The 17,928-nt window shown below is 63.2% G+C and carries 16 protein-coding genes; 2 read left to right on the top strand and 14 right to left on the bottom strand.

The features are described 5' to 3' along the window. The 6 genes from AB0O52_RS16785 to AB0O52_RS16760 all read right to left on the bottom strand — a co-directional run. A partial coding sequence (locus AB0O52_RS16785) for a urocanate hydratase (protein ID WP_364539680.1) occupies positions 1-1,418 on the bottom strand: 1,418 nt, incomplete at its 3' end. A gap of 45 nt (positions 1,419-1,463) precedes the next feature. After that, positions 1,464-2,381 (bottom strand): ABC transporter substrate-binding protein, encoded by a 918-nt coding sequence (locus AB0O52_RS16780; protein ID WP_364539677.1) that lies wholly within the window; start codon positions 2,379-2,381, stop codon positions 1,464-1,466. Positions 2,382-2,495: 114 nt separating this feature from the next. Continuing rightward, positions 2,496-3,224: an ABC transporter permease subunit gene (locus tag AB0O52_RS16775; RefSeq protein WP_364539674.1), complete on the bottom strand. Its 729-nt coding sequence runs from the start codon at positions 3,222-3,224 to the stop codon at positions 2,496-2,498. Next, positions 3,221-3,871, bottom strand: coding sequence for an ABC transporter permease (locus AB0O52_RS16770; protein WP_284984092.1), 651 nt, complete (start codon positions 3,869-3,871; stop codon positions 3,221-3,223). Before AB0O52_RS16770 ends, AB0O52_RS16775 begins: the two co-directional genes overlap by 4 nt. After that, the gene (locus AB0O52_RS16765; protein ID WP_364539672.1) at positions 3,868-4,974 is read right to left on the bottom strand and encodes an ATP-binding cassette domain-containing protein; all 1,107 of its coding nucleotides are present in this window, start codon (positions 4,972-4,974) and stop codon (positions 3,868-3,870) included. Before AB0O52_RS16765 ends, AB0O52_RS16770 begins: the two co-directional genes overlap by 4 nt. After that, a complete protein-coding gene (locus AB0O52_RS16760) occupies positions 4,971-5,657 on the bottom strand; it encodes an IclR family transcriptional regulator (protein WP_364539669.1) in 687 nt (228 codons plus the stop codon). Before AB0O52_RS16760 ends, AB0O52_RS16765 begins: the two co-directional genes overlap by 4 nt. A 246-nt stretch (positions 5,658-5,903) precedes the next feature. Between AB0O52_RS16760 and AB0O52_RS16755 the strand changes: the two genes are divergently transcribed. Both AB0O52_RS16755 and AB0O52_RS16750 read left to right on the top strand, forming a co-directional pair. Beyond that, positions 5,904-7,103 (top strand): allantoate amidohydrolase, encoded by a 1,200-nt coding sequence (locus AB0O52_RS16755; RefSeq protein ID WP_364539666.1) that lies wholly within the window; start codon positions 5,904-5,906, stop codon positions 7,101-7,103. Beyond that, entirely contained in the window at positions 7,100-8,446 is a 1,347-nt protein-coding gene (locus AB0O52_RS16750) for a formimidoylglutamate deiminase (RefSeq protein ID WP_364539663.1), read from the top strand. The genes AB0O52_RS16755 and AB0O52_RS16750 overlap by 4 nt, the downstream gene beginning before the upstream one ends. A 388-nt stretch (positions 8,447-8,834) precedes the next feature. On the opposite strand, the gene groL is transcribed toward AB0O52_RS16750, so the two are convergent. From groL to AB0O52_RS16710, 8 genes are all read right to left on the bottom strand, one after another. Further along, a complete protein-coding gene (gene groL, locus AB0O52_RS16745; protein WP_364539660.1) occupies positions 8,835-10,484 on the bottom strand; it encodes a chaperonin GroEL in 1,650 nt (549 codons plus the stop codon). A 38-nt stretch (positions 10,485-10,522) separates the two neighbouring features. Beyond that, positions 10,523-11,548 (bottom strand): NAD(P)-dependent alcohol dehydrogenase, encoded by a 1,026-nt coding sequence (locus AB0O52_RS16740; RefSeq protein WP_364539656.1) that lies wholly within the window; start codon positions 11,546-11,548, stop codon positions 10,523-10,525. Then, positions 11,545-12,294: an iron-sulfur cluster assembly protein gene (locus AB0O52_RS16735; RefSeq protein ID WP_364539653.1), complete on the bottom strand. Its 750-nt coding sequence runs from the start codon at positions 12,292-12,294 to the stop codon at positions 11,545-11,547. Before AB0O52_RS16735 ends, AB0O52_RS16740 begins: the two co-directional genes overlap by 4 nt. Next, the gene (locus tag AB0O52_RS16730; protein ID WP_364539651.1) at positions 12,291-13,337 is read right to left on the bottom strand and encodes an amidohydrolase family protein; all 1,047 of its coding nucleotides are present in this window, start codon (positions 13,335-13,337) and stop codon (positions 12,291-12,293) included. The genes AB0O52_RS16735 and AB0O52_RS16730 overlap by 4 nt, the downstream gene beginning before the upstream one ends. A gap of 91 nt (positions 13,338-13,428) precedes the next feature. After that, positions 13,429-13,764: a propane 2-monooxygenase effector subunit MimD gene (gene mimD / locus AB0O52_RS16725; protein ID WP_364539698.1), complete on the bottom strand. Its 336-nt coding sequence runs from the start codon at positions 13,762-13,764 to the stop codon at positions 13,429-13,431. Between the two features lie 2 nt (positions 13,765-13,766). Further along, a complete protein-coding gene (locus tag AB0O52_RS16720; RefSeq protein WP_364539648.1) occupies positions 13,767-14,879 on the bottom strand; it encodes an aromatic/alkene monooxygenase hydroxylase subunit beta in 1,113 nt (370 codons plus the stop codon). A gap of 71 nt (positions 14,880-14,950) precedes the next feature. Further along, positions 14,951-15,997, bottom strand: coding sequence for an FAD-binding oxidoreductase (locus tag AB0O52_RS16715; protein ID WP_364539645.1), 1,047 nt, complete (start codon positions 15,995-15,997; stop codon positions 14,951-14,953). An 84-nt stretch (positions 15,998-16,081) separates the two neighbouring features. Beyond that, positions 16,082-17,716 carry a hypothetical protein gene (locus AB0O52_RS16710; protein ID WP_364539642.1) on the bottom strand — a complete coding sequence of 545 codons (1,635 nt, stop codon included), beginning with the start codon at positions 17,714-17,716 and terminating at the stop codon, positions 16,082-16,084. Positions 17,717-17,928: the final 212 nt, after the last annotated feature.

Below are 17,928 nucleotides of genomic sequence, written 5' to 3'. Positions count from 1 at the left end.
GGGGAGGCCACGGAGCCGGAGTCCAGGTGGTCCCGGCCGATCACGATGGGGGCCTTGACCTTGCCTTCGGCCACGAGCTGGTTGAAGAGCAGCCCTGCCTTGGCGCGTTCGCCGTAGCCCAGCCAGCAGATCCGGGCGGGGAGGCCTTCGAATTCGACGCGTTCGGCGGCGGCGTCGAGCCATGTGTGCAGGTGGGTGTTCTCGGGGAAGAGTTCCTTGATGGCTTTATCGGTCACGGCGATGTCTTCGGGGTCACCGGAGAGCGCGACCCAGCGGAACGGGCCCAGGCCCTCGCAGAACAGCGGACGGATGTAGGCCGGGACGAAGCCGGGGAACTCGAACGCCCGGTCGTAGCCGCCCTTGCGGGCCTCGTCGCGGATCGAGTTGCCGTAGTCGAAGACCTCCGCGCCGGCGTCCTGGAACTCGACCATGGCCTGGACGTGCCGGGCCATGGAGGCCTGGGCTTTCTTCGTGAACCCTTCCGGGTCGGCTTCGGCCTCGGCGTGCCACTGGTCCACGGTGATGCCCTCGGGCAGGTAGGAGAGCGGGTCGTGCGCGGAGGTCTGGTCGGTCACGACGTCGATGCTGAGCTGCCCGGCCCGGTGCCGGGCCAGCAGTTCCGGGAAGACCTCGGCGGCGTTGCCGACGTACCCCACGGACCAGCCGCGGCGCTCGGCCTTGGCCTTGGCGACCTTGGCGATCGCGGTGTCCAGGTCGGTTTCGACCTCGTCCAGGTAGCGTTTGCCGGCACGGCGGCGCAGCCGGGACTCGTCCACGTCCACGATCAGGCAGGCCCCGTCGTTCAGGGTCACCGCGAGCGGCTGGGCCCCGCCCATGCCCCCGCACCCTCCGGTCAGCGTCAGGGTCCCGGCCAGCGGCCCCTCCGTGGAGGAGACACCCGCGGGGGTACGGGCAGCATCGTGCCGTGCGGCACGGAGTTTGTTCCCGACGGCGGCGAAGGTCTCGTAGGTGCCCTGCAGGATGCCCTGGGTGCCGATGTAGATCCAGGACCCCGCGGTCATCTGCCCGTACATCATCAGGCCCTCGGCCTCGAGGCGGCGGAACTCGGGCCAGGTCGCCCAGTCGCCCACGAGGTTCGAGTTCGCCAGCAACACCCGCGGCGCCCACTCGTTCGTGCGGAACACCCCGACCGGCTTGCCGGACTGCACCAGCAAGGTCTCGTCCTTCTCCAGGGTCTCCAGGGTCCGGGTGATCGCGTCGAACGCGGCCCAGGACCGGGCGGCCCGGCCCGTGCCGCCGTACACGACCAGGTCATCCGGACGCTCGGCGACCTCCGGGTCCAGGTTGTTCATCAACATGCGCAACGGCGCTTCGGTCTGCCAGCTCTTCGCGGTCAGCCCGGTGCCGCGCGCGGCCCGGACAGGACGGGCTCCGGTAGTGAAATCGGCGGGTGCCATTCTTTGTACTCCTTAGTCTTCTGGACTAGTTGCTTCTTGCTCGAACTAGGCCAGGTTCTTGGACTTGAGCCAGTCCTGGGCGATTTGTCCCATGTCCTCGAACTTCGCGGTCCTGCCGTTCATCTGGATCAGGTCATCGGTGGTCAACGCGGCGGAGACCTTGTCCAGCACGGTCTTGACGGTGTCGCTGGCCTTCTTCTGGTTGATGACAGGAACGATGTTCTCGGACAAAAACAGGTTCTTGTTGTCTTCGAGGGCAACCAGGTTGTTGGCAGCGATTGCGGGGTCGGTGCTGAAAAGGTCGGCAACCTGTACCTGACCGGAAAGGAGGGCGTTCAGCGTGAGCGGGCCGCCGGCGTCGAGCGCCGAGAATTCCTTGAAGTCGAGGTTGTAGACCGACTTCAGGCCGGCGACACCGTTAATGCGGGTCTTCCACTCCGGCGGGCCGCCCAGAACGAGATCCTTGGCAGCAGGCTGGAGGTCGGTGATGGACTTGAGGTTGTACTTATCGGCGGTTTCCTTCTTGACCGCCAACACGTCCTTGTCCTGTGCCTTGGACGCTGTCAGCTGGGTGAGTCCGGACGGGATCTTGGTGCTCAGCTCTTTCGTGACCTCATCCGAAGTGACCGCTTTGGTGGAGGCATCAAGGTACTGCAACAGGGCCCCGCCGTATTCCGGCATGAGGTCGATGGAACCGTCCTTCAATGCGGGGATGGTGACTTCGCGGCTGCCGATGCTGGGCTTTTCCGTGACCTGGACTCCCTTGGCTTTGAGGGCCTCGGCGTAGATCTTCGCGATGAGCTGGCTTTCCGGGAAGTCCGCGGAGCCCACGATGATGCTGTCCGTGGAACCCGCGGCGGCCGGGGAGTTGTTGTTGGTGGAACTCATGGGGTCACCGCCGCAAGCGCTCAGGGCGATGGCGGTGGCTGCCGCCAGGGCGAAACCAGTCAGGTACTTTTTCATGTCAATCTCTCTGGGGAGGGCCGTTGCAGGGCATGCGGTGGCCAAGCTGGGGTGGGCCGGGGAGTAATGCTGCCGTCGGGCAGGGCGCCCGACGAGTGTGAACGGGGTACGGAGCTAGACCGTGACGGGGGTTTTCACGGTATCGGCCGCAGCGGCCGGGGCGGCCGCCTTGACGGTGCGCCGGGTCAGTCCGGGTGAGACGACCCTGCGGGTAATGAAGGCGAGCAATTGGTCGAAGAACAGGGCCAACAGCGCAACGAGTACGGCGCCGGCAACCATCTGGCTGTAGTCGTTCTGGGCTTTGCCGTCGATCAGCAGCCGTCCGAGGCCGCCGAGCGAAATGTACGCGGCGATGGTCGCCGTCGAGATGATCTGCAGCAGTGCGCTGCGGACGCCGGACAGCATGAGCAGGAGCGAGCAAGGGAGCTGGATGTCCGTGAGGATCTTCATGGTGCGGAAGCCCATGCCCTTGGCGGCGTCGACGGCGGCAGCGTCCACTGCGCGGACGCCGGCATAGGTGTTGGTCAGGATCGGCGGGACTGCGAGGAGTACCAGGACGATGAGGCTCGGCAGGATGTAGCCCATCTTGGACGGGAAAGCGGGCGAGATCAGCAGGACCAAGAGGATCAGCAGGCCCACGCTGGGCAGGGCCCGGAGTGCGTTGGCCAGGCCCGCGATCATGAAGACGCCCTTGCCTGTGACACCGATGTAGATGCCGAGCGGAACCGCGATGACGGCCGCGACCACCAAGGCAATGAGGGAGTACAGGAGGTGCTCACCGATCAAGGTGGGGATGCCGTCGGCGCCGCTCCAATGCGCGGGATTGAACAAGTAGTTGATCATGATGCCACCACCTTGGGGGTCCACGGTGTCAGCCACCGGTTGAGGAGGATGATCAGTCCATCAAGGACCATGGCCAGGACCACGCAGAGGATGATGCCGGCGATGATCGGGGTGAAGAACCGCAACTGGAAGCCCTGGGTGAAGAGCGAGCCGAGCTGCGGGATGCCTAGCAACGCTGCCACGGAAACGAGGCTCACGTTGGAGACCGCCGCGACGCGGAGTCCGGCACTGATGACGGGGACGCCTACGGGCAGCTCCACCTTCACCAGGCTCTGATATCCGCGGTAGCCCATGGCCTTGGCGGCTTGGACGGTGTCTTCCGGGACGGAATCCAGGGCATCAGCCACTACGCGGACCAGCAGGGCCACGGTGTAGATGGTCAAAGCTGCCACGATGTTGAGCGGGTCCAGGATCTTGGTGCCAAGGACCAGCGGCAACAGGACGAACAGGGCGAGGGAAGGGACCGTGTAGAGAAGGCCCGCCACGCCCACCAGAAGGGGGTAGATCCGGCGGCTGCGGTGTGCCCACCAGCCAAGCGGGAGCGCGATCAGCAGGCCCAGGATGAGGGGAGTGACGGCGAGCAGCACGTGCCAGCCAAGCAGGAAGACGATGTTGTCGGACTGGCGGCCCAGCCATTCAAAGTTCATCGCGTCGTCTCCAGGTGCGGCTCAGCCTCGATCGCCTTGACGACGTCGGTGGCAGTCACTGTGCCGATGAGCTCGCCATGTTCATTGACGACGACGCCGCGACGGCTGGGGGAGGAAAGTGCGGCGTCGAGCAATTGGCGCATGGTCCCTGACGATGATGCGGAGGTGCCGCTGAGATTAAGGTGCTCCCTCTTGAGCTCGCCGCGAATGAGATCCGCCTGTGCCCACCCGAGCGGCCTCCGCAGCGGGTCGACCACCAGCACCCAGGCTCCTGTGGCCTTGCTTTGTGCCTCGGCGGCAGAGGCGCCAAGGGTGACTACGGCTTCTTCGGCAATAGCTACCGTGCCGGCCGCGTTGGTGAAACCGAGGGAACGATAGCCGCGGTCACGTCCGACGAAGTCGGCCACGAATTCGTCGGCCGGGGAAGTCAGCAGCTCAGACGGCGTCGCCATCTGGGCGAGTTTTCCGCCGACGCGCATCACGGCAACCTGGTCGCCGAGCTTGAGGGCCTCGTCGATGTCGTGGGTGACCATGATGATGGTCTTGCCGATCTCGCGCTGGAGCCGGAGGAACTCGTCCTGGAGTTGCGCGCGGACCACGGGGTCAACCGCGCTGAAGGGTTCGTCCATGAGCATGAAGGACGGATCCGAAGCCAAAGCCCGGGCCACGCCCACGCGCTGCTGCTGTCCGCCGGAGAGCTGCCATGGGTAGCGCTTGGCAAAGCTCGCAGGGAGTCCGACGCGTTCCATGAGTTCGAGGGCTTTCATGCGGGCCTGCTGCCTGCTCTCGCCGAGCAGCACGGGCATCGTTGCCACGTTGTCGATGATGGTGCGGTGCGGGAAGAGGCCTGCGTGCTGGATGACGTAGCCGATCCGGCGCCGCAGCAACGCTGCGTCCATGCCGGACGTGGGCTGGTCATCGAGGTAGATGGTGCCGCTGGTGGGTTCGATGAGGCGGTTGATCATCCTCAGCGAAGTGGTCTTGCCACAGCCGGACGGGCCAACCAGGATGGTCAACTTGCCGGTGGGCGCCTCGAGGTTCAGGCCGTCGACGGCGACCGTCCCGTCCGGGTACGCCTTGGTGACATTTTCGAACTTGATCATTTCTTTTCCATGCTTTCCTGGGGCGCTTCGTGGTCTCCGGAGGGTTCCACGAGGATGTTGTTCGCCACCCTCGCCAGTTCCTCGCCAAATGTCTGGGCCTTCGCTTCGTCCAAGCGGTAGCTCGGTGCGACGATACTGAGGGCTGCGACGGTGCGGCCGCCGATCACAATGGGTGCGGCGACGGCCGTGATGTCGTCTTCCACGCCGCTTCGCACGATGGCGAAGCCGCGGCCGTTCTGCCCGCCGGTGAGGACCTTGCCAGCGGCCGATCCTTCCAGCGGAATGCTCCTGCCGACCCAGCTGGTGTGCCGGACAGAGCGGGTACCTTCGACGATGGCAATGTAGATTCCGGTTTCCCCAGGACCGGGAATGCTCAAATAGCAGGACTCGCCCGTTTCAGCCACGAGCCGCTTCATGTGTGGCGTGCAAAGCGATACGAGGGACTCCTGTCCCAACGCGAGGGCTCCCAACTGGATCACACTGGCGCCAGGACGGAAGTTTCCGCCCGGATCCCGCTTCACGAATCCGCTGCCTTCCAAGGTGCGGAGGAGACGGAGTGCGGTGCTGGCTGACAAGTCAACAACGCGTGCCGCGTCGCTCAGGCTGATGGAGCCATCGGTGCAGACCGCGCTCAGGAGGGCCAAGGCCCTTTCGACCGTCCGTGTGGAGGAATCTGCTGCCACTGCTTGGCCTACTTTCAAGTGGTCCGGATCACCATGTCTTGCCACTAAGTAAAAATCAACTTTCATCGAATGGCAATAGATTTCTGAAAATTGTCTGAAGTTCCGGGATTTGAGACATCCTGTGACGTCGGGGCGTATCGGTGGTGTTTCGGGCCTGTTAATTGTCGTGATTCTGCGTCCGGGGCCTTGTCATTAGGTGGCATGTGGTTTTTACTTGGTGGCAGTCTTCATTAATCGGAGGAACACGTGGAAACCGTCAATCAGCTCCTTGACTCCATCAAGGACGTGGGCCGCGATGCGGTCCGCGGAGGATACTCCAGGGCGGTCTATTCGACGCCCGAGCTCGACCTCAGGCAGTGGTTCATCGAGCAAGCCCAACGGCGGGGCCTCGGGGTCGAGACCGACCGCAACGGCATTATCTGGGCCTGGCGGGGAAAGCCCCAGGACGGCGCGCTCGTCACAGGAAGCCATCTCGACTCCGTCCCCGGAGGAGGGGCCTTCGACGGGCCGCTCGGCGTCGCCTCGGCACTCGCCGCCGTCGATATCCTCACATCCCGCGGTCTTGAGCGGGCGCGTTCCCTGGCCATCACGGTCTTCCCGGAAGAGGAAGGTTCCCGCTTTGGCGTGGCCTGCTTGGGCTCGCGCCTGCTGACCGGCGCCATCGACGTCGACAAGGCGCTGAACCTGCGCGACGTCGACGGCAACACCTTCGCCGACGTCGCCCGGAGCAACGGTCTGGATCCCCGGCACGTCGGTCCCGATCCGGAAACCATGGCACGAATCGGCGACTTCGTCGAACTCCATGTGGAACAGGGCAAAGGTCTGGGCCAGGGCGGGCCGGCCATCGCCGTCGGAAGCTCCATCCTCGGCCATGGCCGCTGGAAGCTGAGCGTCAGCGGCCAAGGCAACCACGCCGGGACCACGCTCATGGCCGACCGCGCCGATCCGATGGTCGCGGCGGCGCAGATCGTCGTGGCCGTGCGTGACACCGCGGCGAAGCAGCCGGATGCGCGGGCCACGGTGGGGCGCTTGACCCCGGTTCCCGGCGGCACCAACGTGATTGCCTCGCGTGTGGATCTGTGGCTTGACGCCCGCCATCCCGACGACGCCGTGACGGCACAACTGATCGAATGGATCTACACCGCGGCCCGGGAAATCGCGGCAAGCGAGGGATGCACCGTCAGCCTCACCGAGGAGTCCTACAGCGACACCGTGCATTTTGATTCCGCCCTCAGCCGACGCATCGGCGAGCTCCTGCCCGGCGCGCCGGTGCTGGCAACCGGCGCCGGGCATGACGCCGGAGTCTTGGCGGGACATGTCCCCTCGGCGATGCTCTTCGTCCGCAACCCGAGCGGGATCTCGCACTCCCCGGAAGAATACGTGGCCGACGAGGACGCCTCAGCCGGCGCGGCCGCCCTTGCCGACGTTCTGGAGGGTCTCCTGTGAGCGGGTTCTGGTGCGAAACCGCCTTGGTAAACGCCGACGGCGGCAGCGCGGTCGTGGCCACCGGGGTTCGGTTGGAAGTGCGCGCGGGCCGGATCTCCGGGATCGCTACCGGCGTCGAGCCCGAAACGGGTGACCGGATCTTGAACGGGGTGGTCTTCCCCGCCGCGGCCAACGCCCATTCGCACGCTTTCCACCGGATCCTGCGCGGACGGACACATGACGGACGCGGCGACTTCTGGGTCTGGCGCGAGCAAATGTACCGGAGCGCGGCGGAACTGACACCGGAGAAATACGAGAAGCTCGCTACGGCAGTCTTCACTGAGATGGTGGTGTCGGGCTTCAGTAGCGTGGCCGAGTTCCACTACGTCCACCACCAGCCCGAAGGAACGCCCTACGCCGAGCCGCATGCGATGGAACTGGCGTTGGCCAGGGCGGCCGTGGCGGCAGGGATCCGTCTGACGTTGCTGGACACCTTGTATCTTGCGGGAGGCATCGGGACACCGCTGAGCCCGGAACAGGCACGGTTTGGCGACGCCGATGCGCAGGCCTGGTTGGACCGGCTCGCTTCGCTGCGCGCCGAGGTAGCGCGGACCTTTCCGCAGGAAATGGTTGGCGTGGGAGCGGCCCTGCATTCCGTCCGCGGAGTGCCCGAGGAGGCACTGAAGACAGTCGCCCGGCAGTTGCCTGCCGATATTCCGCTCCATATCCACCTCAGCGAACAACCGGCTGAGAACGAGGCCTGCCTGCAAGCTTATGGCGTCACCCCCGCCGGACTTCTTGCCCGGCACGGACTGCTGTCCCCGCGGCTCTCCGCGGTCCACGCCACCCACCTGACGCCGAACGACATCCAGCTCCTCGGGGACGCGGGAGCCACCGTGGTGATGTGTCCCAGCACCGAAGCCGATCTCGCCGACGGGATCGGACCGGCACGCGCCTTGTCCGACGCCGGAGCGACCATTGCGCTGGGCACCGACCAACACGCCGTGATCGATCCCTGGGTCGAGATGCGTGCCTTGGAACACGGCGAACGCCTCGGCTCCGGCCAGCGAGGCAGGTTCTCGCCTCAGGAACTGCTCCGCGCTGCCACCGCCGGCGCTAAGGCTTCCATGGCCACGCCCATTGCGTCGGCACTTGAGGTAGGTGCAGTGTGCGACCTCATGGCCGTGGCCCCGGACTCGGTGCGGACCGCCGGTTCCATGCCCCAGCAGTTCGCGTTCAGCGCGACGGCGAGCGACGTCACCGCCGTCGTGATCGCTGGCGAACTGGTGGCCTCAAACGGCGTCCATGTGCGGCTGGGTTCTCCGGGCGGGCTGTTGATGGAGGCACTGAAGGAGTTCTCCTAGGGCGCCTTCTTCAGGTGTCACGACTCAGGTGTCACGCTGGGCAGAAGCGCTGGGTCATATTAGTCCTTGAGATGTTGCACCAACAGCTCGTGCCGGTGGTGCAACATGAACTCATGGCGGTAGTGGAGGCCGACCCAAGGGGATGCGGAAAGTTCGTCGATGTTGATGGTCTGTCGGGTTGGCGGTTCTTCCTCTGCGTGAGGAACTGGACCCGGGACCTGCCCGGACCACACCCCCTGATCAGGCGGTTTGGGTAGAACCCGGTGTGTGGGCATGATCTCTTCTCTCGTAAGAATGCGCGTGGGTGTTCGGATTTCTAGCCTGCACCCGTCCGCAGCAGACGCCGGCTTTGGACGGGTGCAGGGTTCTTGGATGCTCCCGGCTGCGATTAGTAGATGTTTGAGGGCCGCACCAAACCTTCTGCGAGATCGCCGAACTCGGGATCGATGATTGCTCCGGGATTGCCGATGATTTCCTCGACGATGGCGGTCTCGGTCGTTATCAAGAGTGCCGCGATCGACGCCGCGCTCTCCAACGCCGTCCGGGTCACTTTCACCGCATCCATGACCCCGATCTCTGTCATCGGACCGTATCGTCCCGACAACGCGTCGAATCCATAGCCGACTGGTCCCGAGATGACGTCCTGCAATACCTGGTCGCCGTCGAAGCCTGCATTGATTGCGATCCACCGCAGCGGCTCACCGAGCGCCCGCCGTACGATGTCGCGTCCGGCAGCTGCGTCTCCAGTCAGCTCGATCTTGTCTACTACCGCGCCTGCCTGCGCGAGCGCGGTGCCTCCGCCTGCAACGACGCCCTCCTCGATGGCAGCCTTGGCTGCGGCCAGGGAGTCCTCCACCCGGAGCATCCGTTCCTTGAGCTCCACGCTCGTCCGTCCACCGACTTTGACGACGGCGATCGTCCCTGACAGCCGGGCGATCCTCAAACGCAAGCTGTCCTGGTCGTGCTCGATCCGCGCGCGCTCGAGTTGCTTTTCGAGTTGACGGATCCGGGCTTGGACCAGTCCTGAGTTTCCGGCGCCGCCAGTGATCGTTGTCGTGCTTTCAGTTACCGTAACGTCGGCGCATTTGCCGAGGTCTTGCTCAGTGACCTCGGCGAGGAGTACCCCTGAGTCATCGCTTACCACCCTGCCGCCGAGTGCCGCGGCAAGGTCTTCGAGTTCGGCGACTCGGCGGTGGCCGAACCCGGGGGCCCTAACGACTACCGACCTGAAGGTGCCGTGCACATTTCCGCTCACGAGCATTTGAAGAGCCGGCCCGTCGACGTTCTCGGCCAGGATGAGAAGCGGGCGGTTGGCGCGGCGGGCGGTCTCCACGGTCGGCATGAGATCCTGCACCTGGGAGATTTTACGATTGGTCAGCAGCACGAGCGGTTCGTCGAGGCTGGCCTCCGTTCTCTCCCGATCGGTGACCATGTACGGGGAGATGAACCCGTGGTCGATTTCAATTCCGTCCACGACATCCACGCGCAGTCCGGGCTCATCGAACTCCTCGACCTCCACCACGCCGTCCGGGCCCACAGCGCCGAGCGCATCCGCGATCACACGCCCGATTCGCTCGTCGTCATTTGCGGCAAGGGTCGCGACCTTCTCCAGCTCCTGGCGCCCCGTCACTGGGGATGCCCATGTGTGAAGTGACTCGACTACCGCCTCGACGGTCGTTTCAATGCCCCGGCGCACGTGCATCGGGTTGGCGCCGGCATCGACGCTCTTCAGGCCCTCGCGGACCATCGCTTGAGCCAGCACTGTGGCGGTTGTTGTCCCGTCGCCGACCACGCCGTTGGTCTTCATTGCAACTTCTTTGACCAGCTGCGCCCCCATGTTGGCGAAGGGTTCCCTGAGCTGAATCTCCCGGGCGATCGTCACGCCGTCGTTGGTGATCGTCGGAGGTCCGGTGAGCTTTTCCAGGACTGCATTGCGGCCCTTGGGCCCCAGAGTCACCTTGACGGCGTCAGCTAGCGCGTTCACGCCGCGTTCGAGCTGCCTCCGGGCATCTCTGCTGAAGCGAAGTTCCTTGGCCATGGCGTCCTACTTTCCTTTGTCTTTCAGTGGTTTTTGGGTCAGGGAATGAGAATGGCCCGGCCACGCACGTTGCCGTGGCTGAGGTCATCGAGTGCCCTGGTGTAGTCGCCGAGCGAGTACTTGAACGTGTGGAGCCGGACCTTCCCTTGAGCCGCGAGCACCATGAGTTCCACCAGGTCGTTGTAGCTGCCGACGAGATTGCCGATGAAGTTGATCTCGGTCGAGATGATGTCGATGGTCGGAACGTTGATCGAACCGCCGTAACCGACGACGAAGTAGTTGCCGGCCCGGCGAAGCATCTTCACACCGGCTTCGACGGCACCGCCTTCGCCGACGAAGTCGATCACTGCCTCGGCGCCGTGTCCCCCTGTGAGCTCTTGTACGCGCTCGACAGCTCCTTCGCCCGCGAGTACGGTGTGGGTCGCCCCCAGCTCCGAAGCGAGCTTGAGCGCTTCGTCATTGGCATCGACGACGATCATTTCCGCCGGGGTCAGCGCGGCGAGCACCTGGATCCCGATGTGCCCCAGCCCACCGGCGCCGATCACCACCACTTTGTCCCCGGGCCGCAGTTGTCGAGCAGCTTTTGCAGCCGCGTGGTACGCGGTGAGTCCAGCGTCTGCAAGGGCAGCCACGTCCGCCGGAACCAGGGATGGGTCCAGCTTCACGGCGGAACGCGCGCTTGTCCGAAGATACTCGGCATATCCACCGTCTGAATCGATACCGGGGAAGCGGGAGTTTTCGCAATGCACGTCATCGCCGAAGCGGCAGGCCCTGCATAGGCCGCAGGTCACCAATGGATGCAGGATCACAGGGTCGCCGGGCTTGACATTGGTCACCGCAGAGCCGACGGCTTCGACCCAGCCCGCGTTTTCGTGACCGATTGTGTAGGGCAGTGCCACGCCGGACTTCTCCGCCCACTGTCCCTCGATGATGTGCAGGTCAGTCCGGCAGACACCCGCGCCGCCGATTTTGACGACGATGTCCAACGGGCCCTCCACTTTGGGATCCGGGACCTCAACGAGTTCGGGCGTCTTGTCGTATGCACTCAGCCGAACGGCCTTCATGATGCTCTCCTGGTATTGGTGACGACTGTAGTGAACGCGCCGTCGGGTCCTGCTTCGCCGTTGTCGGCATATCGGGTTGCGAGCAGGCCGCGGCAGAAATGAGCGTTCCCCTCGATGGAGATGCGTGTAGTCCTTGCGAAGCGCAGCCGCAACGGGACCTCTTCCGCCGAAAGCGACTCTCCGCTTTCGTTGACAAGCACCAGGGAGTGAGGGGAATTTGGCAGCCCTATTGCTTCCCGCCGTCGCTGCAGCGCATGTTTGCGGCTGTCTTCGGGCAGGTCGAAGATCTCGAGCAGCGGCAGCTCCTCAAGGGTCCAGGTTCCCCGCCGCAGCATCTCGACACAGACGCGCTCCATCGCAGCGAGGTGTGCCTTGCGCTGGAACGTCGACCTCAAGCCTTCCAGGCTATCCTCGGCCTCGGCGCCGAACGTCTGGCGGTAGCCCAGGCCTGCGGCCATTCCTGCGTTGATCTTCTCGGAGTCGTGATGTTCGTCCAGTTCCACTGAGACACGTCCTATGCCCGGCACCGCCGAGAGGGCGTCGTGGGCATCTGAGACCATCAAGTACGCGAAGTTCGGTGAGCAGAACGACGTGGGCAGGCGAAGGTGAACTTCCACCCCTTCAGCGCTGATCGCTACCGAGCGAACGAACCCGAGGCCGGTTATGGGTTGATCCAGTTCCGGATCGAGTACAGAGCCAAGTGCCGCCATCACTTCGGCGTCCAGAGAGATGGCTTCGATGGTCATGACAGGCCTGCGCCTTCCTTGGCACCGACGGCCGGCTGCGCCTGGGCCTGGCCTGCATTGGTGGGCAGGCGGAGTTCGGCAGGAACGTCCAGGTCGTAGAGCGCCGCAGCGTTGAGCCCGAGGATTTTCTTCTTCTGATCCGTCGTGATGGGTGCGTACTCGCTCATATCCTCCGGGAATTGGAAGTCCACAAACGTCTCGATCAGCCACTTCGGTGTCCAGAGCGCGTAGTCGCTGCCGAAGAGGATCTTGTCCTCTCCGATCCAGTACAGGAGCTCTCCGATGATCTGCGCGAAGTAGCGGGGGCGTGTGTGCATGAACGGGATGGCTACGGCGAGACCGCCGTAGACGTTGCTCTCCTGCGTGGCGATCCAGCAGAAGTCCTCCAGACGGGGAAGGCCGCAGTGCTCGACGATGAAGTTGAGGTCGAGGTAGTCCGTTGCGACGATGTCGATGTCTGCGACATCGAACGCATCCCGATCCAGTGGCCGGATGGTAGGGCCCTTGTGTACGTGGATGTTCTTGATGCCCAGTTCAAGGCACGTCTCCAGGTACGTCCGGGACCATTTGTCGTCCAGCTTGTAACCGCGCGAGTCGCCGTGCCACTCGGCCGTGTAGAGCTTGACGCCCTTCGGCCGGTATTTCTGGGCGGCCTTCTTGAACCGATCGAGACCTGCCTGCTCGTCGCGCGGGTCATACGCAAGGTTCATAGTCAGCCGGTCGGGATTCTTCTGGGCCAGGTCCCAGGTTTCCTCCACCCGGGCGAAACCGTTGTTGTAGAAGTCACGGAGAACGGTGGTCTGGGCGATCGCGTGATCGACGTAACCGTCCTGGAACAGGTCTTTCATGAACCTCTCCCCTCCGTAGTAGGTGTAGGTGTCGTAGTCCCACACCGCGCTCTCGGGGCTGAGGTTCTTGTGGTAGTCGTAGAAGCAGTCAATGAACTGCTTGCCGTGAATGTTCTTTAGATTCGACTCGCGGCCGTCCCAGATGTGGACGTGGCCGTCGACGATGAAGTACTTCTCTCCAGCTTTTTCATACATGGCGTCTTCACTTCATTTCTATTTCTTGCAGATTGTTTGGAATGAGGGTCCATCGGGGGTGCCGTGACTCGGCACCCCCGATGGTTCACCTTCAGGAGGCTGTCAGGTCGAAGCCGATGTACTGTGCTGCGTCCTCAGGGCTTGCGAAGAGCATCGTCCGGTCGTCCAGGTGGACCATGCGCCCGTAGTGGGTCGAGCTGATCTCCTCGAAGATCGAGCCATCGAACTCTTCGCCAAGGGCATCGCTGAGCTCGGCGTAGTCGAAATCGAGCAGCCGGACAGCATCTACACGGATCATGGAGGGGTATTCCACGAGATCGACGCCTTCCTTGGCGCCCATGACGTCTGCGACGACCCGCCCGATGGGTGTGTTCATCAGGGTCACACCGCACATGTTCGAAAATGATGCGTCGGAACCGAATTGCATAGTCACTGGTTCAACTCCTTCGGAACATCGAGGCCAATTTCCCCGAGTAGCTGACTGAATTTCTCTTTCGCGGACGAGAGCGACTCCGCAAAGGTGCGGACCTTATCCGCGGGCTGCGACCAGATCGGCTGCAGCGAGTTGGCGGCCTCGAGGCACCTGGGCACCCATTTGGCCAGCCAGCCGTCGAAGAGCTCCTTGTTCTCTGCGCTGAACTCCTCATCGCGGGTGAGCATCTGGAAGAGCACTCGGCTGTAGGAGAGATCACGGTTGTAGTCGTTCTCGCCCGTGCCGACGATCGTGGGGGTGATGTAGTCACCGTTCTTCGCGGCAATTTGCATCACAAGCTCGCTGCGGAAAAGCTGTCCCACCAGCTGCTCGAAGACCACGTTCGTCGCGAAGAGCAGCTCGGCCCAGTCGCCTGTAGCCGTCAGCTCCTCGACGACCTTGCGAACGGGCTGCCACTCGGCGGCGTCCTGCCAGACCTCCTTGTGGGCTGCGCCGTCGAACTCCAGATGCGATTCCGAGAGGTCGAGGTTGAACAGGGCCAGATCCTGGGCGAAGCGCATCTTGTGGGCAGCGTTGATGGCGACGGCATTGTTGATCATATTGCTCGGGCAGGACCGCTGGATCGACGTGAACACGTGCAGTGCAATGCCGTTCTCGGCGTGCATCCATGCACCGAGATTGCGGGAGATGAACCGGCTCCAGGCGCTGTTCCAGTGGTCATAGGCGTTGGCTCGCTTGGCGTTTTCCAAACACAGCGAAACCTGACGGACGACGGCGGAATTGTTGCGGTAGATCGTTTGTTCCCACTCCTCGTTCGGGTCCAGGAAGGCGTGCCAGTTCGAGGATTTCGCGGTGGTCCATTCTTTCGGGTATCCACCGGGGCCGTTGCCGAACCCGTAGATCCACCCTTGGGTGAGATGCCGGTCCGGGTCTGGCTGGACGTCGACCGTGACATCCTCATATACCGTGGCCCGCAGTTTGGCCGGCTTGAAATAGTTGTAGGTCCGGCTCCTGGAGCTCGGGAACTCCAAGGCTCCGGCTTCAGAGTCCGTGAATTCTACTCGGGGAAAGCTGCGCGTCTTTGTCGCAGCCGGTGGGCGGTCAGCCATGTGATTCAACTCCATCTGTTGGTGGAACTGCCTTTGTCTGTCACTTGCAATTTCGTGGTGCCGCTTCAGGACTAGTCCTCGCGCTGGGGGCTTTCGAACTTGTCGTAGAAGATCTGGTCAGCCGGGACGCCATGCTGCTCGACGAGCACCATGGCCGCGTCCACCATCGGCGGCGGACCGCAGAGGTACACTTCGGTCTTGTTCAGCTCAGGCTCGTGCGCCCCGACGACTTCAGTGACGTTGCCCGGGAAGCCGAGCACTCCGAGTTCGTCGATGCCGTCGGTGGATTCCGAGAGGCAGACGATGAACTCGAAGTCCGCCAGCTGCTCTCCCAGGGCGCGGATCTCGTCGAGGTGGAACAGGTCCCGCGCTGTGCGGGCCCCGTAATAGAAACGGACCTTACGTTGGTCTCCGGTCTCGCTCAGGCGCCTCAGCAGCGAAAGCACCGGAGCCATTCCCGCGCCGCCGCCGATGAGCACGATCGGCATGACGTGCCCGTTCTTGAGGGTGAAGTTCCCGTAGGGGCCCTGCAGGCTTATCGTGTCGCCGACACGGATGCCGTCGTCGAGCAACGCGGAGAACTTGCCGCCGGGATACTTCTTGATGAGGAACTCAATGTGGTCGGTCGTCGTCGGGGTGGTGGCCATGGAGAACGACCGGTAAGCCGTTGTCCCAGGGATCGTAAGGTCCGCGTACTGACCGGCCTTGTACTCGAACATCGCCGGTTCCACGGGCCGTAGCTTGAGGCCGACAATGTCCCGCGTGTGCTGGACAATATCGAGCACCTCGGTTCGAACCTCCTGCAGGGGGATCGAGTTCAGAAGTTCTTCCTCGTCGAAGTTGAGGAGCTCGATGGTGCAGTCGCCGAAGGCATGCGCGCGGCAGAGCAGGACGTATCCTTCGGCGACTTCCGCATCGTTGCAGGCGAACGTCGAATAGTCCTCCATCTGGATATCGCCTTCAATGACGTAGGACTTGCACGCAGAGCAACGGCCCTCGCGACATCCGTGCATCAGATGGATTCCCTGCCGGAAGGCCGCATCGAGGATCTTCTCGTCCTCCTTCACCTCCATCTCGATGTTCACGGGTTCAAAGCTGATTCGATGGGCGTCCGCCATGGCTTCCTCCATTTCTTGTATGGTCTGCTGTTTGCGGGGTGGTGGTGCCTGGAATCAGTCCGGCACCACCACCTATCGCGGCAGCTAGACGCTGATGTTGTCATTCGCTCGGTAGGCCGTGACCCACGCATCGCGTTCCTGGTCGGACATCTCGTTCAGGAGAACATTGGGGCTCATGAACTGGATGCCGCGCATGTCCTCGAGCGTCCAGAGTTTCTTGGGATCGTCGAGCTCGAGGTGCGGCTGACCGATCAGGGTCTTGCCGTCGTCGCGGACGTAGCCGAGGTCCTGAATGATGTCGGCCAGGTCCTTGTTGTGGTGAAGCGTCTCCCACTCGCGGTGTCCGGTGAGCCGGCCCATGTTAGGGGTGTCCCGGCCTTCGTATTCGGGGCGGAACGCCACCTTGTCCGTCCAGGCGCAGGTCTCTGAGCAGTACGTCCGCCACTGTCCGTCGACTTTGTCGACCACAATGTCCTCACGGATAAGCGCGGGAACCATGCAGGTCCAGCAGCGATGCGGGTATTCGTACCCGACCTCTTCGAACGCGATCGGCTTGTTCCGGCCCGGGTAGGCCATCCTGTTGTAGTTCTCCCACCACTTGCCGAACCGGGAGTACCAGCCGGGGTACTTGTCTTCGAACCATTCGAAGTCGGTATCCGTCATCGCGTCGATGCGCCAGTAGTTCACCGGCCACCCCGTCGCGAAGAATCGCGCGGTCTCGTGTACGTAGAACTTGTTGGTGATGCGGTTCCACGCTTCCTCAACCAGATCGTGCGGGATAACGAGCCCGTATTTCTCGAGCGGGAGCAGGTAGCTGCGGTAGTAATCGTCGTAGATCCAGCGACGCCACATTTCGGCGTAGGATTCACGGTCCTTGCGACGGTCTTTGGTGCCGTACTCGATGAACGTGCCGATGGCCGCGTCCACAACGCAGTGGTTGTTCCACCACGCGTAACGCAGGTCGCGCTCCAGCAGGGGACGGTTGCGCTCGTCCGCGAGGGCCATCAGAAGGATCGAATATCCGTTGCTGATGTGCCGCGACTCGTCCGACTGCACTGAGTGGAAGACAGTCGGCAGCAGATAGTCACCGTTAGCGGCGGCTTCGTCGGGCATCGCGACGAACAGCGTGTTGGTGAAGGCCGTCTCTGCGACGACGGTGAGGTAGATGTTGGCGGCTGTGATCGCGTCACCGGTGATGAACCCCTCACCGAACTGCCGACCGATCGTGCCCGCGTAGTTGTTTGCGAACGCCTTCTCCGTCATGTCGAAGCCGGCAGGGTCGATGTAGTTGTTCATGTAAAGCTTCTTGAGGTTCATCTGAATCGTCGAGTGGCGAACCTCGTCGATCATCTGCACCGCGAGACCGTTGTGGATCTCAGGGTTTGGAACCGCGTCAATCGCCATCGGCATTGCACGGGCTGCCGATATCTCCGGGAACGGGATGATCGACAGGAATAGCTTCTGCCACTCCAGCCAGCGCTGCTGGACCTGGCGGAACATGTTGCCGCGGATCGCGCCGTCCATAGCGCCGAAAACGCGGTTGTCCTTCTCCTCCTCCATCGGGAAGTAGGAACGCATAATCTGTTTCAGCGGATCCTTCTTCGGCGCCTTCTCGAAGGTGTAATCCGTGCCGAACCGGGTCGCTGGGGTCGCGAACGTCGGTTCCCATGTCAGTTCAGAAATCTTCTCGTGGGCCTTCGTCAGGCTCTGTCTGCTCATACGTGTAGTGCCTCCTGTGAAACGGCAGGAACATCGGTGACCCGGCCAGGCGGGCGGGGCGTTTTGCCCGTGGATAGAACTTCACACCATCGCGTCGTTGTGAGCTGTCTCACTTTGAGAATGGCGCGGGGGACCACCACGGCCGGGGGAGAAGGGGGAGATCGCGGATCGGCAGTAACGGCTGCGGAAGGTACGCGGAGGTTTCCCATGAG

The sequence above is a fragment of the Arthrobacter sp. NPDC080073 genome (assembly GCF_040686575.1).
Lineage (GTDB): Bacteria > Actinomycetota > Actinomycetes > Actinomycetales > Micrococcaceae > Arthrobacter.
This window is presented reverse-complemented; position numbering and strand designations above follow the sequence as displayed.